The sequence below is a fragment of the Thermogemmatispora onikobensis genome (assembly GCF_001748285.1).
GTDB classification, from domain to species: Bacteria; Chloroflexota; Ktedonobacteria; order Ktedonobacterales; family Ktedonobacteraceae; genus Thermogemmatispora; species Thermogemmatispora onikobensis.
In genome coordinates this window covers 1-26,199 of record NZ_BDGT01000013.1, presented here as the reverse complement: position 1 = coordinate 26,199, position 26,199 = coordinate 1, and the positions used below count along the sequence as shown (strand labels likewise).

Genomic DNA, 26,199 nt, shown 5'->3' with positions numbered 1-26,199 from the left:
TCCTCACCTTTGCTGATTCTGCCCGTAAGCTGTGGGCACATGCTGCGCTGGTCGTCGCTGATGCTGCTGACGCATCAGCGCTGCTTCCAATTCCTCGCGCTCGCGATCGAGGCAGGCGCGCAGATAGGCTCGGGCCTTCTCGTAGCGCAGGCGCACCGTGCGCTCGGTCCGCTGACAAAGCTGCGCGATATCGTCCCACTTCAACCCCTGGAAGACGCGCAGCACCACGATCTTGCGATCGAGCGGGTCCGAGAGATAGGTTAGAATGCGCCTGCTCTCTTCAAGAGCATGCAGGCGCTCATAGGCATCCTGGGGATCGGCCACATCGGCGCCGGGCGATCCTTCTTCCTCGGAGGGACTGGCCTGGAGCGATTCCATTAGAGAACGAGGGATGTGCTGCGGCTGTCCCGCAGGGCGCCCCTCGCTGTCGCGCCGGTAGTGCAGTCCCTCCTGACGGAGGACGCGCGTGAACTCGTCTGCGCAGAGACAGCGCAAATAATGGGCGAAATTCTGAGTCATGAACACCTCCTGTGAGTCACGGGCTTCGCGCAGGAGATGCTCAACCATATTGGCGATCGCTTCCTCGCGCAGGTCGGGCCGATGGCGTAAGCCTTGAGTGCGCCGCTGAAATTCTGGACCACAGCGCTCGACCAGCGCCTCACAGAGGAGCTGGACACGCTCGCTGTCTCCCTGTGCATCACAGGTACGGATCGCGAGCACCAGCTCGGCCTCGCTCAGCAGATAGCGGCCTTCTGGGGTCCTGCGCCGTAGTTGCTCCCTGAGAGCAGGGTCCTGCAGGTTGATCATGCCTATGCTCTCCCCTTGTCTTGTTTCAGCTGATCTGGTTGCCCCAGGCATGGCAGTAAGCGCGCTTTTCAGGTGACTTGCTACTCACTCTTTCTTTTCGCGACTGGCCAAAACGGAAAAGCCGACCTGGCCCTCGTCTTCGCCCGGCAAGACATCGTCTCCCCGTCCCCGCCCGGCAGCATAGCAGAAAGGTCCCGTTCAAGCAAGACTACAGGCTGCTTTCTTCGCCATCCAATGCCGCACACTCCCACTGGCCGGGGCAAGGGAGCGCAACCACGCTATGGACGAGGCGCTCGCTTTGCGTTATCATCTAGCTGGATGACCTGTCGTCTCCTCTCCCTTATCCAGGTTTTCAACCGTAGTGAGGACTGATCTCCAGCGTAGAGAGCGCACCGTGCTCAGCACATCTTTTCTACGCTGCTACGCTTTTTGAGACTGCGAGCAAAGAGAAGGAAGGTGGTCAACAGAGATGGAGCTGGAAAAGGTAAAGCCGTCACAAGTACCGACCGTGGCGCCGAAGTATCCGCAATGGCCGACGTCGCGCCCCGGACCGCAGGTCACAGAGCCGCCGCCGGGCTATCGCCCGGTGCCTGTACGCAGCGATCAGGCCATTGAGCTGGCCGCTGGCGTCACGTGGAGTGAAACGGGAATTCGGTTCCTGGAGCAGATGGGGCTGAAACCCCAAGGACAGAACAGCCAGGAAGAGCTGCCCAAAGAGAAAGGCTGGCTCCGGCTGCGTAAGTCGCGTCCCGATCTTCCTCGCTGAGCCGAGTGGTTGACCTGGTCTGGCCTGGAGCCTGCCAGACTCAGGCCAGGCTGGGACAGGATGGGAACCAACAAAGCGGGGCCACGCAGCCCTCATGCCAGAGGCCACAACTGCGCAGGCAGCCTGCTCCCGGCGCGGCGACGCTTCAGCAGCGCCAGGGCGCGCTCAGCTGCCGATTATTCCAGGAGAAGATGAGTTTTCCCGAGGCTGGACAGGTCGCGGGGAGATAGATAATCACCTGCTGCTGTTGCCCTGGCTCAATGCTGCTACTGGCGGGATTAAAGCGGGCGGCGACGCCCTGGGACCAGGCTTGCCAGCGCACACTGCCCGCCGGCCCACTGGCCATGAGTGTGGCCGTGCAGCGATAACCGTTATCGGGAAGACAGTTGGCCGGGCTAAAACTCTGAGGAAAGAGGGCCAGCTCGATAGCCGCGCCGCCCTGTCCGCCTTGGGTTCCTGCCAGCTTGCCACTGGCAGTGGCCGAAAGAAGCGAGGCCGGAGTAAGCCCCTCACGCGCCGCCAATACCCCTAAAAGATAGACCAGGAGGCTGACACTCACCAGTAGCAGAAGCAAAGAGGCGATGAGCGTCCCTATCCAGAGCTTCTTGAAAGGGGGATCAGCCGCTGTTCTTTGAGTGGCCCTCTGATGCGGTCCTGGCCCGCGCCAGCCCTGGGAGCGCTGAGCACCAGAGGATGACCCGTGCGGCAGCACCGGCAGCGTTGGCGCGCTATAGAACGCCGCCTGCGGCCCTGCACTGTCCTGGGGAGGGCGCTCCAATGGAAGAGTATCTTCACGGTGATCAGCCGCCATAGCATCGGGCGATGGTACGACCAGCGCTTGCTGCTCTCGCCCGTCACCCTCGGCGGCAGTGGAGACTGTTCGGGCGGGAATCTCTTCCTCCACTTTCTTTCTCTTCTCCGTGGGTACCGCTTCCTCGCCGACAGCAGCGAGGTGGCGCGGCTCCGACCCACCTGCACTTTCCTCACCAGGCCGCGACTCTCTCAACGATGGTTTCTCCAGTGAGCCGGTCATGGCAATCTCTCCTTCCTTCCTTCCTTCCTCATCTGGGTGATGCTGCTTTGCTTTTCCTCTTCTTTTTCAGTATACGAGCGGCCTGGCGAGAAGGTGACGCAGTCACCGTGGTGGCGGGCCTTTGACTTCGACAACGACTTTACAGCAAGAGTGAAGCGCAACAGGGCGGCTGATCCGCCGCTAGAGATGATTCCACGCTTAAGCAGGCGAGCAGGCAAAGAAGCGCTATATGTTTAGATTTCTTAAGCTAGATCTTTACCTTCTATCAACCTGTTCCTCTTCAAAAAAAGCTGGAAGACCATGTATACTATAAGCGGGTGCCATTCCTATTCCCCTCTATCCGCACCAGGCACGAGTTTTCTCTACTGTCTTAAGGCACTATGTTTTAAAAAAGGGGGTCAGACATCGATGAACGATCTAGCTCTCGTCCGTCGGCTCTCGCGCCTGCTCATTACCGCAGTGGCGGTCTGCGCCATGCTGGCGCTCAGCCTTGGTCTGAGCGGGGGAACAAGTGCGGCAGCACTGACGGCTCGCGGCGTACATGGCTTCGCCGTAGTGCGTCCGCAGTACGAGTATGTTGGTGTTGCTCGCAGCGATACGACCTTCCGCTGCCAGACGACCACGCCGCCCAACTGCTACGGCCCCAAGCAGATTCGCGAGGCATATGAGATCACCCCGATCCTGAATAAAGGGATTACAGGAAAAGGACGCTCGATCGTTATTATTGACGCCTACCAGAGTCCCACCATCGCCCACGATCTGCAGACCTTCGACTCTATCTTCGGGTTGCCCGACCCACCTTTCACCATCATTGCACCGGATGGATTGACTCCCTTCGATCCAAACGATGCGAACCAGGTAAGCTGGGCGGGCGAGATCACGCTTGATGTGGAGTGGGCCCACGCTATTGCTCCCGACGCCCATATCGTGCTGGTGCTGGCCAAGTCCAATCAGGATACGGATATCCTCAGCGCGACGCGCTACGCGATTCGCCATAATCTGGGCGACGTCATTTCTCAGAGCTTTGGCGAGGGCGAGAGCTGCGTCGACCCGAAGCTGCTGCGCCAGGAGCACGAGCTGTTCCGGGAGGCCACGCTGAAGGGGATCACGCTCTTTGCTTCTTCAGGCGACCAGGGAGCGGCTCAGCCGACGTGCGATGGCAATTCGTATTTCCTCAGCGCGAGCTCGCCAGCCAGTGATCCTCTGGTGACGGGCGTGGGAGGAACGAAGCTGATCGCCGATGGCCAGACCGGCGCTTATCAGAGCGAGACGGCCTGGAATGAGCCACAGTACGAGGTGGCCAGCGGCGGCGGCTTCAGCACCGTCTATCCGAAGCCATTCTACCAGGTCGGCACCGCCGGAATCGGTCGCTATCGCGGCGTGCCCGATGTAGCCTACAACGCTGCGGTCGACGGCGGTGTGCTGGCTGTCTGGAGTTCGTCGGGCCTGGGCCAGGATCTGGTCTTCCGCTTCGGCGGTACGAGCGCCGGCTCGCCTCAGTGGGCCGGGATTACGGCCCTGGCCGATCAGTTCGGCCACCATCGCGTGGGCTTCCTCAATCCTGCCTTCTACCTGATCGGCCATTCGCCGCTCTACGGGCAGGCTTTCCACGACATTACGACGGGGAACAATACCTTTACGGGCACCGACGCCAATGGCAACCCGGTGACCATTAACGGCTACTCCGCCGCTAAGGGCTGGGACCCCGTGACCGGCTGGGGAACACCACGGGTGGCCCACCTCCTGCCGCTGCTAGTGGCTTTCGGCTGCGGTACGTCGGGCCGCGATCTGGCACGCGCTCGCTCTCTGTAAGATGACGACAGGCCAGCCAGGGGCCTGGCTGGCTATCAAACCAGGCTGGGAAGAGGTGGAGCAACGTCGGCCCTCGCCCGGGCCGCCCGGCTCTTCGCTCTTCCCAGCTTCTCTTGCCCAACCCTCCCTCGGTTTACCTCCCTCACACCGCTCCCTTCCCCTGTCCATCATGCTTCGTTGGCTTATTTCTATCTCTGTATCTCTCAAACATTTACTAGATCATCATTACTTTCAACCATGTTTTAACTGTTTTTATCTATTCAAAAGCGGTTGTGTCCTCCTACACTAAGATCGATGGGTGCCGCAAGGTATCGATTGCGGCGCACATTGTCCCGTTTAGCTCACAAGGAGGTCACGATTCTCATGGAGAGAACCCCCATTACGCGCTGGCTGCCGCACCTGGTTGCCACCGCCATCGTCCTGTGTGGCTTACTGGTAGGGACGCTGATCCACTTCTACGCCAATCAGATCGTTCAGGCGGCCAAACCGCACTATGTGATCAACCGGCCCGAGTACATCTACGCCGGCGCGGTGAACAAGGACCGCACCTTCCCGTGCCAGACCACGAATCCGGCGACCTGCTTTGGGCCGAAGCAGATTCAGGCTGCCTACGAGGTTGCCCCTGTCCTGGCCAAGGGGATCACCGGGAAAGGGCACACCATCGTGATCATCGACGCCTACCAAAGTCCGACGATCCGCCATGACCTGCACACCTTCGATACGCTCTTCGGTTTGCCGGACCCGCCCAGCTTCAACATTGTGGCGCCCGATGGCCTGCCTCCTTTCAATTCCTTCGACAGCACGCAGGTCGGCTGGGCCGCAGAGATCAGCCTTGATGTTGAATGGGCCCATGCTATCGCCCCAGATGCAGCGATCACCCTGGTGCTGGCTAAGTCCAACCAGGACATCGATGTGCTGAACGCGACGCGCTACGCGGTCGAGCATAATCTGGGCGATATCATCTCGCAGAGCTTTGGTGAAGGTGAGAGCTGCGTCGATCCCGAGTTGCTCAAGCAGGAGCATGAGCTGTTCTCCAAAGCGGTGGCGCAAGGTATGACGCTCTTTGCGGCCTCGGGTGATCAGGGCGCGGCTCAGTATACCTGCGACGGCAACTCCTACTTCCTGAGTGTCTCTTCGCCGGCCAGCGATCCGCTGGTGACGGCAGTCGGCGGGACGCTGCTGGAAGCGAACGGCACGCAGGGGAGCTATCAGGGCGAGGAAGCCTGGGATGAGCCACAGTATCAGGCGGCCAGCGGTGGGGGCTTCAGCACCATCTATCCCCGGCCAGATTACCAGAATGGGGTTGCCCAGATCGGCGGCTACCGCGGCCTGCCGGATGTGGCCTTTAACGCCGGCATCGATAGCGGCGTGCTGGTGGTCTGGAGTTCATCGGGCGAGGGCGAAGATCTGGTCTTCCGCTTTGGTGGTACGAGCGCTGGCTCACCCCAGTGGGCCGGTATCGCCGCCCTGGCCGATCAACTGGCCGGCCACCGCCTGGGCAATCTGAACCCGGCCCTCTACGCGATCGGACGCTCGAATCTCTATACGCAGGCTTTCCACGATGTTACCTCGGGCGACAATACCTTTGTCGGCCAGGATGGGCAGGGCAACGCTGTCGCCATCCAGGGCTATAGCGCTGGCGCCGGCTGGGACGCTGTGACCGGTCTGGGGACACCGCGCGTGGCCAAGCTGCTTCCTTTGCTGATCCAACCACCTTCCTCCGCCCCGATGCGTCCGCTGCTCTCCCACTCCCGCTGAGGACCTTCCTCTTCGCCCCTTCCCCCGCCATGCGCAGGAACGCTTTCGCTCGCCTGGCCCGGGGATCATGACCTCACGTTGGTGCTGTTCCTGGACAGCGTCAGGAACAGCACCATCTTCCTGTTCTTCAGAGCTTTCGAATGATTCTTTAGCTAATCTCATTCTTATTGATCAGATTATAAAGAGTGTCTTTTTCAAAACAGATCCATAATAATGGTGAATAGTTCCATATAGCGGAATTATTTTGACAGATGACAAACTAACAACTATTCTCTTTTCTAGGATGCAGAGAGACCACGGGGTACAGGGTGCCCCAGTGCCTCCAGACAGGGTTGTTCCTGGGTCGTTCTTCCTTCGATACACCTCTTGCAGCGTTGCGCGTGAGCCTGCTGGCACAGTGTAGTACAGCTTCTCAGGAAGAGGAGTGCAGTCACAGGCAACAGCCAGCCTCCTGTCTGGGGCCTGGGCCAACTTTGCTTCTCTTATCCTTGCCTCTCTTCCCCCCTGGTGGCAGGCGGCAAGAGAGGCTTGATTGCATAGCACTACCGCCTTGTTCTCTTCGCCCGCCAGCACCGGGGGAAACGAAGGTGGTGATGTGTCCAATGTGTTTGATACCGACAAAAGTGTACTCCAGGTTCACAGCTCTCCGCTCGCGGCAGTATCTATTCGCATGCAGCGCGCGCAAGCTCAGAAATGAGGACGGTATGTGTGCCCGCTCTCTTCGCCTTCTGGCAACGGCAACAATGGGGACGATGGTTCTGGCCTCGGCGCTCTTCGTCGGCTGCTCCATCGCTGTTCCAGGTGCGCTTTCCTCCGGCGGGCCCGCACAGTCGGTAGGCGCTCGGACAGCGCCAGGGCTGATGGCGGTGGCTCTGCTCGCTGGCTCCCCAAGTAGCGGCGCCTGGTGGGAAAATACACCAATCGTGGTGGCTTTCATCTCTCTGGCGGGGGCTGTGCTGGCCGCCGCTATCCCTGCCGCTGTGAATCTCTATCTGGGACGCTTGCGCGCCTCTCAGGGCGAGGATGAGGCCAACGCCTGGCGCCAGCGGCTCTCTGCTCGCTGTCTGCGCCAGACGCTTGAGCAGTATCGAGCAGGGCTACGGGTTGATCCCCGCTTGACTCATCTTCAGATCCTTGATATGAACCTTCCTATCAACCTGCTCGATCTCTATATCCGTGTGCGCCTGCACGAGGAGACCCGCCCAGGCTACCAGCTCGATGAGGAGCGCTACACATGGCAGTTGAACGGTGATCTCGTCGACCTCTGCCGCAGGGGCCATCGCTATTGCGATAGCCAGACGGCCTCGACGCTCGACCCGGATGAGGCTATTCGCCGCTATCGCCGTAGCGTGGTGCTGGGCGACCCCGGGGCCGGCAAGACAACCCTCCTGAAGTATCTGGCTTTGCGCTCGCTCTCTGGCCAACTCGAGGGCCTGCCCGACCTCCCTATCTTCGTCGAGCTGAATACCTTCGTCTCCGCCAGCCCCACCGCTACGTCTCATCATATCGATATTATTCAATTTGCTGCGCGGACCTGGGAGGAGCGTTATCGCATTCCTCGCACGGCTGCGCTGGCGTTAATGCACTCGCGCCTGCAGGAAGGGCGCGCACTGCTGCTGCTTGACGCTCTCGATGAGACGCTGACCGGCGCCAATAAAGAGGAGGCTGAGTCAACCTATCGTTCTGTCGTGATGATGATTGTAGAGCTGGCAACGCGCTATCCCCAGGTGCCGATCGTGGTGACGGCTCGTAAGGCCGGCTACCACCAGCGCAGCCGCTTGACTGGCTTCCGCGAGCTGGAGGTCCTCGATTTCCGGCCCGAGGATATCCGCCAGTTCATCCAGCGCTGGCTGGCACTGACCGGCTCTCAGCTGGGTCCCGAGGCTGCGAACGATCTGATCTATCGTCTCGAACGCAGCCCTCGTGTCCAGGCCCTGGCCGGCAATCCGCTGCTGCTCTCGCTGATCGTCCTGCTCTACGAAGAGCAGCTGGATCTACCAGATCGACGTGTAGAACTCTATCGACGCTGCGTGGAGACGCTGCTGACACGTTGGGATAGCAGCCGCGATATTCATCGCCACAGTCAATTTTTACCTCAGCACAAGCTGCAGTTGCTGGAGGCTATCGCCTGGCATTTCCACTTGCGCGGCCAGCGCTACTTTCCCGAGGATGAGCTGTTACAGGAAATCGCTCGCTTCTTGCCGACTATCGGCCTCGATCCTGAACAGAGTCAGGAGATCTTCAGCGAGATCATCGGGCAGCATACTCTTTTGAAGGAGCAGGCTCGCGGCTGGTACGGATTTCTCCATTTGACGTTACAGGAGTATTTGAGTGCTCTCTATGCAGTGGAGCATGGAAAGCTATCGGAGCTGATTAAACGGCGCGGTAATCCCTGGTGGGAGGAGGTGATTCTGCTCTATGCGGGGCGAGTCAGCGATATCAGCCCGCTGCTCCAGCATTTGCTTGGCAATGGTGGGCGGCGGCGTTCCAGTGACGATCTCTTCCATACCAATCTCTTGTTAGCGGGGCGCTGCCTGGCGATGCGTCCGACGATGCGCGAGAGTGGTCTGCGCCAGGAAGTCATCAGTCGTCTCTTTGCCTTGCTGACCGCGACGCCTTATCCGCTGGACCGGCGCAACAGTGCAGAGGTGCTGGCAGAGGTCGGTGGCGAGTGGGTCAACATGGGCCTCTTGCATCTGCTGGCTGACGAGGGGGTCGATGTTCAGGTACGGGATGCCATCGCCGATGCTCTGGGGCAGCTTGGGGAGCGCTCGCTGGCCCTGCCACTCGTGCATCTGCTGGTCGATGAGCAGCTCGATGCTTCGGTGCGCTATGCCATTGCGAATGCCCTGGGGCGGCTCGGGGAGCGTTCGATTGTTCCTCATCTTTTGCGCCTGCTCTCCGATGAGGGGATTGACCCTTCGGTGCGCTATGCCATCGCTCACGCTCTGGGCTACCTGGGGGAGCGTTCCATTGCGCCCCAGCTGCTTCGCCTGGTAACGGATGAAGGGGTTGATCCCTCGGTGCGTGATGCGATTGCGGCGACGCTGGGTCAACTCGGCGAGCGTTCCGTCGCCCCTCAGCTATTGGCCCTGCTGATCGATGAGCGCCTGCCACTGTCGCTGCGCCATACGCTGGCGGCAGCCCTGGGTCAGCTTGGCGAGCGCTCTGTTGCTCCCCAGCTGCTGCGTCTGCTCGCCGACGAACGCCTGCCACTGCCGCTGCGCCATGCGATTGCGGCGGCTCTGGCCCGCCTGGGCGAGCGCAGCCTGATTCCCCAGCTCTTGGGCCTGCTTGACAATGAATATATCGACCGTTCGGTACGTCATGCTATTGCGGTGGTGCTGGGTTACCTGGGAGAGCGTTCGGTCATTCCTTTGCTGCTGCAGCTGCTGGCCGATGAAGAGGTTGAGCTGCCGGTGCGGGAGGCGATCGCCGGGGCTTTGGGCCATTTGGGCGAGCGCTGGGTGGTGCCGCAATTGTTGACGCTGCTGGCTGATCGGCGGCGCGGCTCCTGGATGCGGGAAGCGATCGCCCGTACGCTGGGCAATTTGGGTGAGCGCAGCGTGGGACCCTACTTACTGGCGCTGCTGAGCGATCAGGAGGTTGAGCTGCCGGTGCGCTGCACTATCGCCCATACGCTGGGGCAGCTGGGCGAGCGTTCGATTGTGCCGCAGCTGCTGCATCTGCTCTGTCGCGAGGAGGAAGACAAGTACTTGCGCCGTGCCCTGGCGGAGGCGCTCGGGCAGCTCGCCCAGGATCAGGAGACCCTGCAGACGCTGACGGGGCTACTCCAGGACACGGATATCGCCGACGCCGTCTATGAGGCGCTCTGGCGCATCAGTCGCCGTCTGGGTGTGCGCCTGATGCCAGGCCAGGGATGCGTGCGGATCGAGGCCATCCCGTAGTGATTGAGGTGGGCTGACTCTTACATGGTGCTCACCGGGTCGATGTCGATGTGCCAGCCCGGGGGGATGGTGATGGCGCGTAGCAGAGGGCGCAGATCGGGACCGCGCGCAATCATCTGCCAGCGGAATTCGTCGCGGATGCGCTCCATTACTGCCGGGGCCGGTCCCACGATGTCAGTCTCCTCTAACTCCAGCTCGGCAATAGCGCGATCGAGCTGCTCGCGCAGGAGAAGGGCCTCATTCTGGGCGCGGCGCCGGTTGGTATGGCTATAGGTGAACTTGACAAATTGGCGGAAAGGGGGATAGCCGTAGCGCTGGCGCAGGGTGATCTCAGCAGCGTAGAACTCGTGGTAGGCATGGCGAGAGGCGGTTTCAATGGCAAAGTGCTCCGGGTTGAAGGTCTGGATGATGACCTGCCCTGACTCGCTGCCGCGCCCGGCCCGGCCTGCAACCTGGGTGAGGAGGGTGAAGGCGCGCTCGGTGGCGGCGAAGTCCGGCAGCATGAGGGCGATGTCGGCGGCAACCACACCCACCAGGGTTACGCCGGGCAGGTCGAGACCCTTGGCGATCATTTGGGTGCCGATCAGTATATCGGCTTCATGATTGGCAAAGCGGTCCAGGAGCTGCTCATGGGCGCGCCGCGTGCGGGCCGTGTCGCGGTCCCAGCGCAGCAGTCGGGCCTGGGGGAAGGTCTGTTGGATCACCTGCTCCACCTTCTCGGTGCCGATGCCGAAGTAGCGCAGGCCATGATTGTCGCAGTGGGGACAGCGTGTTAAGACAGGGCGCCGAAGATTGCAGTAGTGGCAGAGGAGGATGCGCTCAGTGGCGTGATAGGTCAGCGGTACGTCGCAGTGCTCGCACATGGCGACATAGCCGCACTCGCGGCAGAGAACACAGCTGGCTGCTCCTCGACGATTGAGGTAGAGAATGGCCTGCTGGCGCCGGGCAAGGACGTTCTCCAGCTCGCTGCGCAGACGACGACTGAGGATGCTGGTGTTGCCAGCATGCAGCTCGCTGCGCAGGTCGACGATTTCCACGGGGGGCAGAGGAGCCCCGATGCGCTCGGGCAGCTCCACCAGTTGATAGGCTCCTTGTTGGGCACGGTAGAAGCTGGTCACGGAAGGGGTAGCGCTGCCCAGGACAACGGGAATGTCGAGAAGCCGCCCCAGGGTGCAGGCGGCCTCTCGCGCGTGGTAGGTGGGACGACGCTCCTCTTGTTTGTAGGCCGTCTCGTGCTCTTCGTCCAGGATGATGATGCCTAGGTCAGGCAAGGGAACAAAGAGGGCGGAGCGCGAGCCAAGGACGACATCAACTTGACCGGCCCGAATGCGTCGCCATTCATCGTAACGCTCGCCCGGGCTGAGGGCGCTGTGGATAATGGCGACCCGCCCCGGGAAGCGCCCGGCAACACGCTGGATGGCCTGGGCTGTAATGGCAATCTCAGGGACGAGCACGAGGCCTCTCTTGCCACGGGCAATGAGGGCCGACAGGGCCTGCAGATAGACCTCGGTCTTGCCGCTGCCTGTGACCCCATGCAGGAGCAGGGGACGCCGAGCAGCTTCAGGGGCAAGGATGGCGCGTAAGGCAGCTTCCTGGGCAGGCGTAAGCCGCAGTGGAGAGCTGGGCACAATGGGGCGCTCTCGCAACGGATCACGCCGTACTTCTACGTTCTCTTCAATGGCGAGAACGCCCTCAGCGACGAGCTGCTGCAGCTGGGTCTGGGTGAGGCCACTGGCGCGCGCCAGGCGGCTCGGCGTCCAGAGTACATCTGGCGGGCTGTGTTCGAGCAAGTCGACGGCAGCCAGCGCGCGCAGGGCCCGCTGGCTCTCCTGACTCTGGCCACCCCGCGCTGCTGCAACGGAGGCTGTGGCCGTGGCAGCAGATTGCAGCACCGACAGGGGAGCCGCCGCAGGTGGACGCCGGCGCAGAGGGGGAGAGGGAGGCAGCAGGTCCACTCGTGTGCCTGGCGTCGCAGTGGGTGTCAGATGCGGCGGCAGGCTTTCTGCTAGTTGACGCTTCCAGGCGGCCAGCTTCTCCCCATCCAGGCAGAGTCGAACGGCGCGCTGACGCCGCGGACGTAGACGTGGCTCCGCCAGACGCGGCACGCGCTCAATCAGGCCACTGGTCACAGCCTCCTTGAGCAGGGCTCGGGCGCGTGTAGGACCGAGCATCGCCTGCAGGCGGGCTACATCGATCTCGCCTTCATCCAGGAGTAGACCGATCAGAGCCTGGAGCGGCAGCGAGGCTGTCGCACGCGGCTCTGCGTTGGCGAGGGTCAGCACAGCGCGAGACCCCTGCAATAGACCGGGCGGGAGCATGAGCTGAACAACCAGCGCCAGCGAGGTGACGTAGTAGTCGGCCATCCACTCGGCCAGTGCGCGCTGATGGGGCAAGAGCACCGGCTGCGGGTCAAGCAGCGCATGCACGGAGCGCAACGTTTCTGGCAGGCTGTGCTCACAGGACTCCGCCAGCTGCCAGATGATACCTTCGACCAGCCGCTCGCCATAGGGGATGGCCACCAGCTGGCCCGGCTGAAGCTGTCCCGCCAGCTCCGCCGGCACCTCATAGGTCAGCAGAGGCCGCTCGCCTTGCCAACTGGCGGCCACGGTCAGCACTTCGGCAAACACTAGCGCCTCCCGAATTCGCGTTCTAGAGCGGCAGCGCTGAAATGGATGGTCGTCGGTCGGCCATGACAGCAGCTAAACGGGGCACGGGTGTGGGCGAGCTGCTCGATCAGTTCGCGCATTTCGCTGCTGGTCAGAAAATAGTTGGCTTTAATAGCTGCCTTACAAGCGATGTTGGCCAGAGCATGCTCCTCCCAGGTCTGACTGTAGCCATCGTGTTCGGGGGCGGTCAGGTCCTTGAGTAGCTCCTGCAGAGAGCGTGCGCTGAGCTGCTTGGCAAGCACAGAAGGAACAGCGCGCGCCAGGATCTGCCCGTGATCAAGCACCTCCAGCTCGAAGCCCAGGCCACGTAGATCGTCGAGGTGCTCCTCGATGGCCTCCAGCTCAGCAGGCGAGAGGTCAAGGCGCAGAGGAGTCAGCAGCCCCTGAGCAAGCGACGTCTGCTCCTGGCGGGCGGCCAGCATGCGCTCCAGGATAATACGTTCGTGAGCGGCATGCTGATCGATCAAATAGAGGCCATCGCGTCCCTCCGCCACAATATAGCTCTGGAGTAGCTGCCCAATGACCCGTAGCTCAGGAAAGTGGCTGTGCTCCCGACGAGGTCCGGGCTGAACGGCAGGTAAGACCTCAGCCGGGGCAAGCGGAGCAGGAGCAGGAGCAGGCCCTTCTTCCCTCGGCGGGGCGGCCTGCTCCTGCTCCTGCTCCTGCTCTGGCGCTGCGCCGCCCGGTGCAGGCCGCCCGGGCTTGCGAGGCCCGGCTGTCAGCGCCTGGCGCCCAGGCCCTGGTTCACCCTGCTGGGGGCGCAGATGGCTCTGCCACAGGCGCGACTGCAGAGCGGCTCGCTCCCCGCGTTCCTCCTCGCTGACCGTCAGCCAGGGGTTATCAAGGGGAAAAGCATGTCGCAGCCCAAGGTCGTTGCTGCTCGCAGGGCCTTTGCTCCGACCAGGATCAGAGAGAGGAGCAACCCCTCGCTCCTTTGCACCTGCCTGCTGCGACCTGGTCGCCTCCGGCCTCAACGAAGTCGCCAGTTCCTCTCTGGTGGACTCTTCGGGAGACAGGGGCGACGACACTGGGGAGACGGGAGGCGATGCCTCCACGGCGCTGGCAGGTGCCGCAGGGGCAAACTGCTGCGCCTCCTGCCAGCCTGGAGCCTCGGCCTCTTCCAGGACGGCGCGCCGCACGGCACGCATCAACTCGGCGTAGACCCGGCGCTCGCGCAGGAAGCGAATCTCCGTCTTGGCGGGGTGCACGTTGACATCGATCTGGGACGGGTCGACCTGAATATTGATGACCGCCAGAGGATGACGTCCGCTAAGCAGCAGCGTTCGGTAGGCCTCTTCTACGGCGGCAATCAGCAAGCGACTGTGAACCCACCGGCGATTGACAAAGAAAGAGAGATACTGGCGCGTGCTCTTATAGCATGCAGGCCGGCTGACATAGCCGCTGATCACCGGGCGCTCGGGATCATCGGCAGACTGGCCGCTGAGCGGTACCATCTGCCGGGCCACCGCCGGGCCATACATCTGCACCAGCACCGTCGCCAGCTGACCATCGCCAGGGGTCGTAAAGACCTCGCGCCCTTCGCTGGTGACCGTAAAGCGAATCTCGGGATAGGCCAGAGCATACTGCTGGAGCAGATGCAGGCAGTGGCTGACCTCCGTCTGACGGCTCTTCAGAAACTTCAGACGCGCCGGCACCGCACTGAACAGGTTGCGCACCGTGACAATGGTGCCCTCGGGCGAGGCCGCAGGACTGACTGCCGAAATTTGCCCATTGCAGGCGCTTACCTGAGCGCCCTGGGCGGCGCCGCGGGGACGGCTGATCAAAACCACCTCGGCCACCGCGGCGACGCTCGCCAGCGCCTCCCCACGAAAGCCCAGCGAACGAATGCGCTCCAGATCCTCAACCGTGCTGACTTTACTCGTGGCATGGCGCGCCAGGGCTAACGGCAGCTCCTCTGCAGGGATGCCGCAACCATTGTCGCTCACCCGTATCAGCTGTAGACCGCCGCGGATGAGATCGACGCGAATCTGCGAGGCGCCGGCATCAATGCTGTTCTCGATTAATTCTTTGACGACCGAGACGGGGCGCTCCACCACCTCGCCAGCGGCGATTTTGGCTGCGACCTCCGGGGCCAGTTGGCGAATCGGCATAGGGCAGACTCTTCCTTCGCTGCTTCGCTGCTGAAGCGAGCTGGGAGAAACACGCAACTCCAGGCTGCTCCCGCCCTCGCTCCACTCCTCAGATGGCAGGCTTCGTTCAGCCCTGGCCCCCTTCCCTCTCCCAACTTGAACACCAGATCAGATCAGGTCGGGCCAGGCCAGGCAAGAACGAGTGTTCGTACTGACTGATTATACCATAGGATCGCCCCTTGCGGGCGCTGTGAACCAGGCTCCGCCTCCGACTGGGAGCGGGTTCGCCCGTTGTCACAGCTCCTGAGCAGAATGAGCCGCAGTAGCCTTTTTGGGCCTCACGTGCCGCCTGCTCTCACCCGAGTGCCCCCCAGACAGAGATATAACTATTTATCTATGCTGAGTTTAGATAAAAGATGTATTGCCCATAATTTTAACGGAATTTTAATGGCCGAGGTCGGAGGAGCGTGCTATAGTTAGGTGAGGAGCGGTGCGTAGCTATTGAGAGGGTCCAAGGAAGGAAGAATGTACAAGCCTCAACGATGGTATGAATTCCTGAACAGCATCGAAAACGATCCTCAAGAGCAAATGATCTTATTAGAAGCAGCAGGTATCTCCTCCAAGACCCTGGCACGCTGGGCCGCCGGCGAAGAGTCTCCCTGTCCTTATGCACTCTATCGTCTCTTCTGTGCCTTACCAGACCACCATCAAGGGCTGTTAGAGGACGTAGCGCAGGAATTTGCCCTATTGAGCCGGAGCGACCAGGGGGCCTCTCTCTGCAGCGAGGCTCAGGAGATCGCCCCTGTCTTCTATGATCGCGTCTTGAATGCCGCGCTGAGGGTACCGATGCCGCTACGCACCTGGGCGATCAGCAACCTTGTGCTGCAGCAGGCCACCATTCATCTTGACCCTCGGCGTCAGGGGTTGAGCTTAATGATTGTGCGCTGCATGCCGCCCTCGCGTGGCGGGTGTGTGCGCAGTCTGCGTATGGCACTGGTCAACGACAGCCGGCGCTGGCAGCTCAGTTCTCAGAGCGAAGCCTGCTTTTATGGCAGCGAGTCCCTGGCTGGCCATGCCGTCTCCATTGCTCGCACGGTCATCTTCCAGGTACCAGGCCAGGCTCTGCTTGCGCTTCCCGCTTCTGGCCTGGAGCCGTTGGCGCAGGACGAGGCTCTCAGCGCAGTTGCCTGTCCGATTGTCCGTGCTCGTCGCGTTGCTGGCTGCTTGCTAGCTGTGAGCAGCCGGCTGCAGCTACACGCTCAGGAGCAGCTCTCTCTCCTGCACAAATACAGGGATCTGCTGCTGCTCGCCTTTGAACCTGATGAATTCTATCCTATCGACCAGATTCGCCTGTACCGGCTACCTCCGCTGGAGGTGCAAAAGCCCTTGCTCGCCGGTCTACGCCGTCGTGTAGCACGGATGATGAGCGAGGCCACACGTCAGCATCATCCGCTTGACGTCAGTCAGGCCGAAGCTCTGGTCTGGTGTCAACTCGAAGAGGAGCTCTTCGCGCAGGTAGCTCGCGCCAGCGAAGAAAGCGACGAGTTGTAAGCCGCTCCCAGGGATCTGCGAGGGCCATGATAGTGCTGATGATGCACCCCTCGCAACCCCTGTTGTTCTCTCCCTGTGGGTCTGCCTCTCTCTCGCCCCTTGCCAGGCTCTTCTGCCATCGGTCATATCAGCATTCACCACTCACCCCCTGTCCCATTTAGCGCTGCCGCTCTGGTGAGGGCCTGGTCTTCAGCTACTCTTGTGCCCATGTTGAAGAATTATGATACACTATGATCGGTCCTGCTTCTCCTCTGGATGTCAGGCAAGGTCTGACGTCTATTCTCAGTAGAGAGCATGTGAGTACTTCCTCCCCAACAGTCCGGTCTCAGCGCAGCCGAGGGCCGGAACAGCTGCCATGAGGTGAGCTCGTCCAGTTGGTCCAGTCAGCTGGTCAGCACTGCTCATGGGCAGCAAGGTCAGAGAGTGGGACACACCAATGCAGACCAAGCGTTGCCGTTTTTGTCATAAACCAGTGCCTGCTTATGCCCAGGTGTGCCGTCACTGTGGGCGCTCCCTGGCGCCTTCTTCTGTGCCGAAGAGAAGAGAGAGGCCTCGGAGACGCTCCATTCCCCCGGCTTCGCCCCAGCCAATCGGCTATCATGCTGGACTGCACCCCGAGGATCAGCCCTATCTTTCTAGCCCGTTTTCGGTGCCGCCATCCGCTATCTGGGAGGAGCCGGGGCCCCAGCCGCTGGCTTCTTCCTCCACCAGCTCCGACGAGGCTGAGCCGCAGCCGATGCGCTTGCAGAGCCAGCAGGTTTTGCCTTCCCCTGCGCGCATGCAGCGCGGGGGGAGCCATCGCGCCTACGAGATCGTGTCTTCAGGCCCTTCTTTGCATCGACGCCATCTCCTGCTGCGCGTCTTGTTGGTGTTGTTCCTGGTAGTGCTGGCGATGAGTGCGGCACTGACCTATCTGTTCTTCACCCGCCGCTGGTCGGTTGCGACGCTGACGCCTTCACTGACGGTGATTCCGCGCCAGCTGCACTTCAATGAGAGCCTGACCCTGGTTGGCAAAGGATTTGGAGCCGGCGACCTGCTCGCCTTGCAGCGTGATGGAACAATCCCATTACGAGACGCCCGCGGTCAGCCATTGCGCGTGCAGGCCAATGCCATTGGCGCCTTTGCTCTTCAGGTGACCGTAACGCAGGACTGGCAGCCTGGAGAACACCAGCTTCTGGTCGTCGATGAGACGCAGCTGCTGAGCATCGCGACGACCATTACTGTGCTGCCTTCAACGGCAACGCCGCCGCAGCTGAGGCTTTCCGATTACAGTGTTGACCTGGGGGCCGATCTTCCAGGGACGACGACGCAGCTGGCAATTACCTTGCTCAACGCTGGCGGCGGTCAGCTGAACTGGCGGGCCAGTAGCGATCGTTCCTGGCTGCAAGTAGATCCGGCCAGCGGCAGCGTTGTCGGGAGCGAAGTGGTGAAACTGGTGGCTCAGCGCGGCAAGCTGACAGCCGGCAGCTATACAGCCCATGTGACCTTTGTCCAGCAGGCGGGCGAGCAGGGGAAAAACGCGCAGGTCTTGACGGTCACCATGACGGTCCTGGGTTCCTCGGCCACCCTGAGTATCGCGCCCGCCAGTTTGAGCTACACGGCAAGTAGCGGCGCGCAGGCCCCACTGGCGCAGACCGTTGCTCTGCAGAATCACAGCCAGCAGGCGCTTGACTGGAGCAGCCACGTGAGTACCAAGGCCGGCGGGGTCTGGCTGCAGGTCACACCGAGCGCTGGTCACCTGGAGGCCGGAACCAGCATCACGCTCAGCGTGACGGTCTCGCCTGCCTCGCTCGCTGTGGGAGACTATCAGGGGACGGTGTTCTTTGAGAGCCGTCGTGGCCTGGGGGATGAACCACAGTTGACGGTCAATCTGCACGTGGTGGCACCGGGCCAGCTGGCCCTGACGCCGTCTGCTCTCAGCTTCACAACGACCCAGGGTCAGAATCCTGCTCCGCAGTCGCTGACGCTGCAGAACAGCGGTGGCCTCACGCTGAGCTGGTCCCTGACAAGTAGTACAGGTAACAACGGAGAGCAGTGGCTGGGAGCCACGCCGACGGCAGGGACGCTAGCCCCCGGGGTGCGCGCCACGGTGAGCGTGCAGGTCAACGCGGCTGGCCTGGCCCCAGGAAGCTATCAGGGACGTCTGATCTTCAGTGCCGGCTCGCTCAGACAAGAAATTCCGGTTGCTTTGACGGTGCAGGCGCCAGCCTTGCCCACGATTACTGTTGAACCCACGATCCTCATCTTCGATGTGCCGCACGGGACGACGCCGAAGGCCCAGACTGTAACCATCACGAATGGCGGCAAGGCGCCGCTCAACTGGACCATTACCGTCGATAAGAGTAACCCGCCGTTGCAGATCACGCCCGCCGGCGGCGGCCCGCTGGCGCCGGGACAAAACACGACCGTCAGTATTGTTCCCCTGCTCTCTCAGGTGCCTGCCAATACCTCGCTCAGCCTGACATTGACGGTGGCAGAACGCGATCCTGAGCTGGCCTCTCTGGTTCCCCCGCAGCAGGTGCTTGTTCTCATCGCTGTCATCTAAGGCTCGCTCAGGCATATGGCCTTGTACTCTCCCCTGGCTCTCCCTCGCCGCCCTTGCTAGCTCTGGTGCTCTATGCTACACTCTCACCAGGCACAGCAGCAACAGACATCGACGCGCCTGACCCGGCTACGAGGCTAACAGGTGAGAGGTCAGCGCGTGGGAAAATGGAGGAACCAGAGAGAGGCGAGGTGAGGCAGGGCGAGCCCTCTCCCACCAGCCTGTTCAGGTCCCGTCTGCTTTGCTGACTGGCTGGCTGGTTGGTCCCCTGCAAGGGAGCACATCAAGAGAGCCAGCACCATTCCTGCGGAGGAATTCATCGTGCCAACGATTACGTTTGTACGTGAAAAGGTCAAGGTTGAGGTTCCTGAAGGCGACAACGTGCGCTACCCAGCGCTTGAGCATGATGTACCCGTTTATTGCGGCTTGTGGAAATTTGCCAATTGCCACGGCAATGGACTCTGTGGGACGGATCGCGTCGCGGTCTCCCCTGCCAGCAATACGAATGAGCTGACCTTCATGGAAAAGTTCTGGCTGCGCAACGATCTCAAGAAGAACCCGAATGTGCGTCTGGCCTGCCAGGTGCGCGTCTACGGGGACGTCAATGTTGAGACGTTGTGCAAGAGAGGCGGGGAAGGAGCTTAGCGCCAGGTAGAGGCTGAGAAGGAGCAGGGCAGGGCCTGTGCTTCTGGCCGCCCTTGTCTCCTTCCTCCTTTTTTTGGGAAGGTCTTGATTCGTTCCCTCGTGGTCAGCTGGTCAGCTCCTGGCCACTAGCTCAGGACAGGGTCAGGCTAGGGGCGCACAACGAAATAGAGGCGAATGGCTAGTTGGGGCTGTTTTCCCGCATCGTTCCAGTAGAGTTCGACCATGCCTTCGAGGGGCTGAGTAAAGCGCATCATCGAGACACCCGTCCACGAGCCGCCTTTAGGGTCTGGAGTGGCCTTTGAGAGCACCTGATAGAGCAGGCCATTGGTGTACCACTTGACGGTGACTGTGCCAGCTTTTTTGGCGTGGACGCTGTAGGTCAGATAAATGGTTTGGCCCGGTTTAAAGGCCTGGCTGGGTTGGAGCGCGATGCCGGTCTTGGGGTCGACGCTGGGCGCAGTTGTGGCCGAGCTAATGATGCCGTAAGCCGGTCCAGTCTCGCTGGCCTTGGGGTCGGGCAGGTTAGGGATCGGCGTGGCCGCGACGTTGGGAGGGGCAGCGCCCACTAGCTGGCCCAGGAAGGCCAGCTTGCCCGTCACTTTGGCGTAATAGGTTGCAGCGCTGCACAGCAAGAGAATAACGATCACAAAGCTGAGAAAGCCGCTGATGGCGCGGTAGCGCGGGATGATCGGCCTCGGCTTCGTGTACATTGGCGGAATGTAGAGCGCCTCCTCCTCCGTTGGGATGCCGGCAATCGGAGGCCCTGGCACCTGTTGGTTGAATGGCAAGAGGGCGCCGGTGTTGATTCGCTGGTCCTGGACCTGTGGAATGAGGATCAGCGACTGCGTCGAGGGGTTGGCCGGGTCCTGATAGAGCACGGGCAGCATGGCCATCGTCTGCTGACCCTGGCCCTGAAGGGGAGGCTGAGGGCCAGTCTGTTGCTGTACCGCCATTCCCTCGAAGCCCGGGTAAGCGCCAGGAAATTGTTGCTGGTCCGTCGGGAAGGGTTCCTGGGGAATAGCCTCGCTCGCCCCGCCCGGTTGCAGCAGCTGATTCTGGCCCCAGAGAGGCACGGAGACACCGTCAGTCGCGTTCATGGCCCCTGGAGAGCTGAAGCCAGGGGTACTTACAGCCGGGTAGCTCACATCCGAGCCGCTGGAAGCAACGGGCGGGTAGTTCGCCCCCGGGCTTCCCCCATTGCCCAGGTTGCCCAGTCCCTGCTGATAAGGCTGATAGCTCTCCAGTGATTGTGCCTGCCACTCTGTCCCTGTTCCAATCCCAGGCCCGGGGGCAGTCCCAAAAGAGGCCCCCAGCGGAGGCATGGCAACCGTCGTGTGACCACTGCCAGCGGAGAAGAAGCCGCTGCCGTTGCTGCTGTTGGCACCATTGGCCGGTGCCGGCGCCGGCCCGCCGCAATAGGGACAGGGACCCTCGCCCTCCGGTCGATACGTATTACAGTGGACACAGAGCATCATCACAATCACCTTCGCTATTTACCGGAAGTTATCTATCGAGCATCGATCTCCTTTCTGACAGTAGCATTGTTGCCTGGTGCGGTCAAGAGTGAGCGGGCGCTTTAGGGCAAAATGGCTATGTCCAACGTATACAAATCTGTTTCAGAGTGTATCTCTCACCAGGAGTCTGGCCAGGATGGCCAGGAGAAGAGCGCCCTTGCGCCGTCAGGAGTGGCCATGATAGCATTATCTTGATGAAAGGAGTGTAAGGCCGACAGACGCAGCCTGGTCCGCTTTTTCGTCTGTCTGCTGACCGACCAGCTAGCTGGCTGCGCCTCCGGCGCTTGCCCACCTGCAGCTTATTAGTCTTGATCTGGCTGCCTACCAAGTGGGTGCCTATGGCAGAGTCACAGGAGCAATGGTATCAGCGCCAGGCAGTAGAGCATCTGGCGCAGCATATTCCTTTTGAGCAAGATGTTGCATCAAAGGCGGAGCAGATCGAGATGCTGCGCAGTCTGGTTCTCCGTCATGGCCGCGAGATGGACCCCGAGCAGTTCGGCTTTGAGGCGCGCTGTGAGCTGATCCGCCTAGGTCTATGGGATCGCATCGGGCCTGGTCCGCACCCAGAAGACCAGGAGGGCGAAGAGCTTTTCTGATCTCTGGCCAGCGGCAAAAGCGGCGGAGAGGAAGAGAGGAGCAGAGAGCAACATGAGTACGACGGCAGGGAATGCGACCATTGTGATTACGGGTTGCTCCAGCGGTTTCGGACGAGTCACGGCCCTGTACCTGGCACGACGGGGCTGGCGGGTCTTTGCCACGGTGCGACGTGAGGCGGACGCCGAGCAGCTGCTGGCAGAGGCCAAGACAGACGGGAGCGATGGGAACCTGACGCCGCTCTTATGTGATATTACGGACGCCGCCCAGGTGAAGGCTCTGGGTGAACAGGTGGCGGCGGCAACGCCAGCTTTGACAGCGCTCCTCAACAATGCGGGCACGGCCTTCGCCGGCCCCCTGGAGCTGATCGATCTCGACGATCTGCGGACGCAGTTCGAGATCAATACGATTGCCCATATTGGGGTAACGCAGGCGCTGCTCCCTCTGCTGAAGGCGGCGCGTGGGACGATTATCAATGTGAGCAGTGTGAATGGCCGTATTCCCTTGCCGGCCCTGGGTCCCTATGGGGCGAGCAAGTTCGCGCTGGAGGCGCTGAGCGACAGCCTGCGGATCGAGCTGGCGCCTTTCGGGGTGCAGGTGGTGGTGATTGAGCCAACTTCCAGCCCGACAGGGATCTGGCGTACGAGCATGGAACGCGCGCGCAGCAAGCTGGAACAGTACCGTGGCCAGGGGAGTCCTTACGAGCGCCTGCTTACAGTGATGGAGAAGAGCGCTATGCGCCTGGCCTCTGGCAGAGGAGGGTTCCCGCCAGAGCAGTTTGCTCAGACGGTTGAGAAGATTCTGCGCAGCTCTCGCCCACGCACGCGCTATGCTGTTCCGCCAGCGATGGCCTGGGCAATGCGCCTGCGCTATTGGCTCCCCGATCGCTTCTGGGACTGGCAGATTCGTCGCTCACTGCGCTGGTAGCTTCGTGCTGGCCTCGGTTGAGCTTAGGCCCGGACCGCAGCCGCAGCCCTCACCTGGCTGGCTCAACTGCTCTGGCTCTCGGTGGCAAGGCAGCCAGAGCAGCTGTTTTTGTGCTATCATAGGGGCAGGAAAGCTTAGCAAGACAAGGCTATGCTGATGCTTGCTCATTTCGATTTTGTCATTGGCCAGAGGGGGCGCTGATGCTCAGAGATACACTGTTGTATCTATCGCAGCATGATGGGCTGCGCAACTTTGCGCTGTCGAACCGGGCAGCGCGCAATTTCTCTCATCGTTTCGTGGCCGGCGAGCAGCTGAGCGACAGTATTGAGGTGACTCGCACGCTCAATCAGCGGGGGCTGAGCGTGGCGCTGGATCATCTCGGCGAGAACGTTACCGACGAGCGCGAGGCGCGGGCGGCGACCGAGGATTATATCCGGGCCCTGGGCAGCATTAAGGAGAGCGGCCTCGATGCCAATATCTCGATTAAGCTGACGGCCCTGGGCCTGGACATTGCTCAGGAGCTGTGCGAGGAGAATCTGCGCCGCCTTTTGTCGGAGGCTGGTCGCCTGGGGATCTTTGTCTGTATCGACATGGAAAGCTCGGCCTATACCGAGCGGACGCTCGATCTAACGCTGCGCCTGCACCGCGAGTTTACCCAGGTCGGGACAGTGATCCAGGCTTATCTGTATCGCAGCAAGGATGACCTGGAGCACCTGCTGCAAGAAGGGGTGCGCGTGCGCCTGGTGAAGGGGGCCTATAAGGAGCCGCCGAATCTGGCTTTTCCCCAGAAGGCAGAGGTGGATGCCAATTATGTGCGCTTGATGGGAATGCTGCTGGCACGCGGGAATTTCCCGGCCATTGCCACCCACGATGAGGCGATGATTACGGCGGCCTGCCGCTTTGCGCGCGATCATGGGATCAGCCGCGAGGCATTCGAGTTCCAGATGCTCTATGGTATCCGACGCGATTTGCAGGAGCGCCTGGTGCGTCAGGGCTATCATGTGCGGGTCTACGTGCCCTACGGCTCGCAATGGTATCCGTATCTGATGCGCCGCCTGGCGGAGCGTCCGGCCAATCTAATGTTCGTGTTGAGCAATGCCTGGCGCTGAGTACTCTTGTGCAGGCAGACACCCGGCATTGTTCAAGACAAAGGCAAGCAAGGGGTGAGCGCTGATGACGACGAAGCTGGTGGTGGCGGTACCGGTGGCGGATGTGCGACGCGAGCCGGATGCGGCTTCAGAGCTGGTGACACAGGCGCTGCTGAACCGCGAGGTGGTAGTTGATGGGGAGCAGGGCGAGTGGCTACATGGGCAGCTTTCGGATTACAGTGGCTGGCTGCACGAGGCCAATCTGGAGGAGCCGATTGTGACGGGCTTCTGCCGAGTTGGGGAGGGCTGTGGAACGGCCCTGCCGCTGGTGGCAGTGGTGCAGAGGCCACGGGCACAGCTCTTTGCAGCGGCGGAGGGTCCTGAGACGCTGGAACCGATCTATCTGTCGACGCTCTTGCCGGTGACCGATCTGCGTTTTGCCTCTCGGGTGGAGGTGGCTCTGCCGGGCGAGCGCCGTGGCTGGTTAGAGCGCGAGGCGGTGGCAGTACAACTGGCCCACGAGGCTTTTCCGCGCCGCCCCATGACGGTGGCTTTGGGGTATGCCCGCGAGCTGCTGGGCACGCCCTACCTATGGGGCGGGACAACCTGCGAGGGAATCGATTGTAGCGGCCTGGTGCAGCTGTGTTATCGGATGGCGGGCTACGTGTTGCCGCGCGATGCGGATCAGCAGTATGCTTTTCTGAGGCGCTCGGTGCCGCTGACGGAGCTGCGCGCCGGCGACTTGCTCTTTTTTGGACGCGAGCGGATTACGCATGTGGCGCTGGCTCTGGATGAGCGGCGCTTTGTGCATGCGGAGGGGGTGGAGTATCATCGCGTGGTGATCAATAGTCTGGAGCCGGGCGACGAGGACTATAACGAGCGGCTGGCGAGTTGCGTGTGGGGGGTGAAGCGTGTGGTGACGGAGGATGAGCAGACGGAAGGCCGCCAGCCCAGGCTTGAGTGAGTGTGTGAGGCTGGGCCTGGCCAGCGGTCGCATCTGCTGCGTTATGAGGAGATGGAGACGGGGCCTAGGAGAGGTTAGGCAGGCCGTCGGCAGGACTGGAGCCGCGGCGCGGGAGCAGGACGTAGCGTTGGCTGCCGCGCGGGCGTTCGACGACCAGCAGGCCAGCCCGCCGCGTGACGTGCCAGAGCGCTTCGAAAAGGCAATCAACTACCCAGTAGCGGACCGAAAGGTTGGAATCTATCACTGCCTTTTGAAAGAGGGCGAGCAGGCGCCTGGCGACTTCGGGCGTTTCGCCGAGCTGGCTGATCGCCTGTATGAGTCTCCAGAGCTTTGCGCCTCTGAGGCTAATCAGTGCCGCCTTCATCGATGAGTGCTCCAAGACGTCGAGCAGCATAGGCACCAGGTCGCGACGTTCAGCGGCCTCTATTGCCTCTATCAACGAGAGCGAGAGCTGTCCCCTCGCAAACCGACTCCTCCTCAGCAAGCGCCCCAGCGTCTCTGCCCCGCTATGCTTTACCAGATACTCAGGTAAATGGGATTTCCATAGGGCACTCTCTGAAGAGGAAAGCCTATCAGGCTGGCCCTGGAGAGCCAGCTCTTCAGCCTCTGCCAGAACGCTCAGATCTAGATCATCAAGGCATACCAGGGCCAACAGCAGGGTGCGTTTGAGTCTCTCATCTTGCTCACGCTGCCAACAGACGCGCAGGGGAGCAGCAAGGGTGCGATGTTCACTTTGCCCCAAAGCAAGAGCCAGAGCAGCACGCACTTCGCTGTGCAGACTGAGATCGGCCAGCGCAGCTAGCGCTCCCGTCTGCGCTAGCGGGACCTCTTTGGCCAGGTGGCCCAGCTCCTCGACACAGACCAGGCGTAACACTATCGCTAGCCGCTCGTCCCTCACCAATGACAGCAGAACCTCTATCGCCTCACCATCGCCATGACCGCCCAGTACCTTCGCCAAGCCTTCTACACATTTTTGACGCATATCTATAGATAACTTCTCATTTCTCACCAATGACAGCAGAACCTCTATGGCCTTCTTATTATAATATCTACTTAATATACTGGTCAATACTCCTATACAATCGCCGCGCACCTTTTCAGGTAACTTCTTATTCTTCACCAGTGACAGGAGGATCTTTATCGCCTTCTCATCGCCGTAGCTCTCTAGCATCCCAGCCAGCAGCATGACACAATCAGAGCGAAACCTGACAGTCAACCCCTCAGTTCTTACTAATGTCAATAAAAACTCTATTTTATCATCTCTATCATAGAGCTTTCCTATTTTATTTAACAAATTTGTCATTATCTCTTCATCAATATTTTGCTTTTGTAATCTTTGAATCAGAAGTTCCAGTTTTCTATCTTGAGATTGAGATTTTCTTATTACTAGTGTTTTTACATATTTATCATTAACAACCATATTATCATCGTCGCCGGTATCTTCATAATAATCATCAATAATATCAATATAGATACGATAATCTGTCAGAGTGAAATTATTGATAAATGGATTCTTATGTCGTAGTATCTCGTG

General features: G+C 60.9%; 17 protein-coding genes. 11 read left to right on the top strand and 6 right to left on the bottom strand.

What is annotated here, in order from left to right; all coding sequences use genetic code 11:
• Positions 1-3: 3 nt before the first annotated feature.
• A complete protein-coding gene (locus BGC09_RS07840; RefSeq protein WP_069803342.1) occupies positions 4-807 on the bottom strand; it encodes an RNA polymerase sigma factor in 804 nt (267 codons plus the stop codon).
• A 469-nt stretch (positions 808-1,276) separates the two neighbouring features.
• On the opposite strand from BGC09_RS07840, the gene BGC09_RS07835 reads away from it, so the two are divergent.
• Positions 1,277-1,573: a hypothetical protein gene (locus BGC09_RS07835; protein ID WP_069803341.1), complete on the top strand. Its 297-nt coding sequence runs from the start codon at positions 1,277-1,279 to the stop codon at positions 1,571-1,573.
• A gap of 145 nt (positions 1,574-1,718) precedes the next feature.
• Here the strand turns inward: BGC09_RS07835 and BGC09_RS07830 are convergent, their stop codons facing one another.
• A complete protein-coding gene (locus BGC09_RS07830; protein WP_069803340.1) occupies positions 1,719-2,606 on the bottom strand; it encodes a hypothetical protein in 888 nt (295 codons plus the stop codon).
• A 408-nt stretch (positions 2,607-3,014) separates the two neighbouring features.
• Between BGC09_RS07830 and BGC09_RS07825 the strand changes: the two genes are divergently transcribed.
• The 3 genes from BGC09_RS07825 (at position 3,015) to BGC09_RS07815 (ending at position 10,084) form a co-directional block, all read left to right on the top strand.
• Positions 3,015-4,418, top strand: a complete 1,404-nt coding sequence (locus tag BGC09_RS07825; protein WP_069803339.1) for a S53 family peptidase — start codon at positions 3,015-3,017, stop codon at positions 4,416-4,418.
• Between the two features lie 363 nt (positions 4,419-4,781).
• Positions 4,782-6,176, top strand: coding sequence for a S53 family peptidase (locus BGC09_RS07820; RefSeq protein ID WP_069803338.1), 1,395 nt, complete (start codon positions 4,782-4,784; stop codon positions 6,174-6,176).
• A 704-nt stretch (positions 6,177-6,880) separates the two neighbouring features.
• Positions 6,881-10,084 carry a HEAT repeat domain-containing protein gene (locus BGC09_RS07815; RefSeq protein ID WP_069803337.1) on the top strand — a complete coding sequence of 1,068 codons (3,204 nt, stop codon included), beginning with the start codon at positions 6,881-6,883 and terminating at the stop codon, positions 10,082-10,084.
• A 20-nt stretch (positions 10,085-10,104) separates the two neighbouring features.
• On the opposite strand, the gene priA is transcribed toward BGC09_RS07815, so the two are convergent.
• Both priA and mutL read right to left on the bottom strand, forming a co-directional pair.
• Positions 10,105-12,711, bottom strand: a complete 2,607-nt coding sequence (priA, locus tag BGC09_RS07810) for a replication restart helicase PriA (protein WP_069803336.1) — start codon at positions 12,709-12,711, stop codon at positions 10,105-10,107.
• Positions 12,711-14,861, bottom strand: a complete 2,151-nt coding sequence (gene mutL / locus BGC09_RS07805; RefSeq protein ID WP_069803335.1) for a DNA mismatch repair endonuclease MutL — start codon at positions 14,859-14,861, stop codon at positions 12,711-12,713. Before mutL ends, priA begins: the two co-directional genes overlap by 1 nt.
• A gap of 504 nt (positions 14,862-15,365) precedes the next feature.
• Here mutL and BGC09_RS07800 point away from each other — a divergent pair.
• From BGC09_RS07800 to BGC09_RS07790, 3 genes are all read left to right on the top strand, one after another.
• Positions 15,366-16,391, top strand: a complete 1,026-nt coding sequence (locus tag BGC09_RS07800; RefSeq protein ID WP_069803334.1) for a hypothetical protein — start codon at positions 15,366-15,368, stop codon at positions 16,389-16,391.
• A gap of 436 nt (positions 16,392-16,827) precedes the next feature.
• A complete protein-coding gene (locus BGC09_RS07795; protein WP_176728874.1) occupies positions 16,828-18,936 on the top strand; it encodes a BACON domain-containing protein in 2,109 nt (702 codons plus the stop codon).
• 318 nt (positions 18,937-19,254) lie between these two features.
• Positions 19,255-19,578: a 2Fe-2S iron-sulfur cluster-binding protein gene (locus BGC09_RS07790; RefSeq protein ID WP_069803332.1), complete on the top strand. Its 324-nt coding sequence runs from the start codon at positions 19,255-19,257 to the stop codon at positions 19,576-19,578.
• Positions 19,579-19,724: 146 nt separating this feature from the next.
• Here the strand turns inward: BGC09_RS07790 and BGC09_RS07785 are convergent, their stop codons facing one another.
• Positions 19,725-21,053 carry a hypothetical protein gene (locus BGC09_RS07785; RefSeq protein WP_069803331.1) on the bottom strand — a complete coding sequence of 443 codons (1,329 nt, stop codon included), beginning with the start codon at positions 21,051-21,053 and terminating at the stop codon, positions 19,725-19,727.
• A 377-nt stretch (positions 21,054-21,430) separates the two neighbouring features.
• On the opposite strand from BGC09_RS07785, the gene BGC09_RS07780 reads away from it, so the two are divergent.
• The 4 genes from BGC09_RS07780 to BGC09_RS07765 all read left to right on the top strand — a co-directional run bounded on the left by BGC09_RS07780 (position 21,431) and on the right by BGC09_RS07765 (position 24,665).
• Complete coding sequence (locus BGC09_RS07780; protein WP_141727685.1) at positions 21,431-21,688, top strand: hypothetical protein; 258 nt, start codon at positions 21,431-21,433, stop codon at positions 21,686-21,688.
• A 52-nt stretch (positions 21,689-21,740) separates the two neighbouring features.
• Entirely contained in the window at positions 21,741-22,613 is an 873-nt protein-coding gene (locus BGC09_RS07775; RefSeq protein ID WP_069803329.1) for an SDR family NAD(P)-dependent oxidoreductase, read from the top strand.
• 200 nt (positions 22,614-22,813) lie between these two features.
• Positions 22,814-23,722: a proline dehydrogenase family protein gene (locus BGC09_RS07770; RefSeq protein WP_069803328.1), complete on the top strand. Its 909-nt coding sequence runs from the start codon at positions 22,814-22,816 to the stop codon at positions 23,720-23,722.
• 64 nt (positions 23,723-23,786) lie between these two features.
• On the top strand, positions 23,787-24,665 hold the full coding sequence (locus tag BGC09_RS07765) for a C40 family peptidase (protein WP_069803327.1): 879 nt from the start codon (positions 23,787-23,789) through the stop codon (positions 24,663-24,665).
• A 64-nt stretch (positions 24,666-24,729) separates the two neighbouring features.
• On the opposite strand, the gene BGC09_RS22815 is transcribed toward BGC09_RS07765, so the two are convergent.
• Positions 24,730-26,199 (bottom strand): HEAT repeat domain-containing protein (locus BGC09_RS22815; protein ID WP_176728873.1); only part of this gene is annotated, 1,470 nt, incomplete at its 5' end.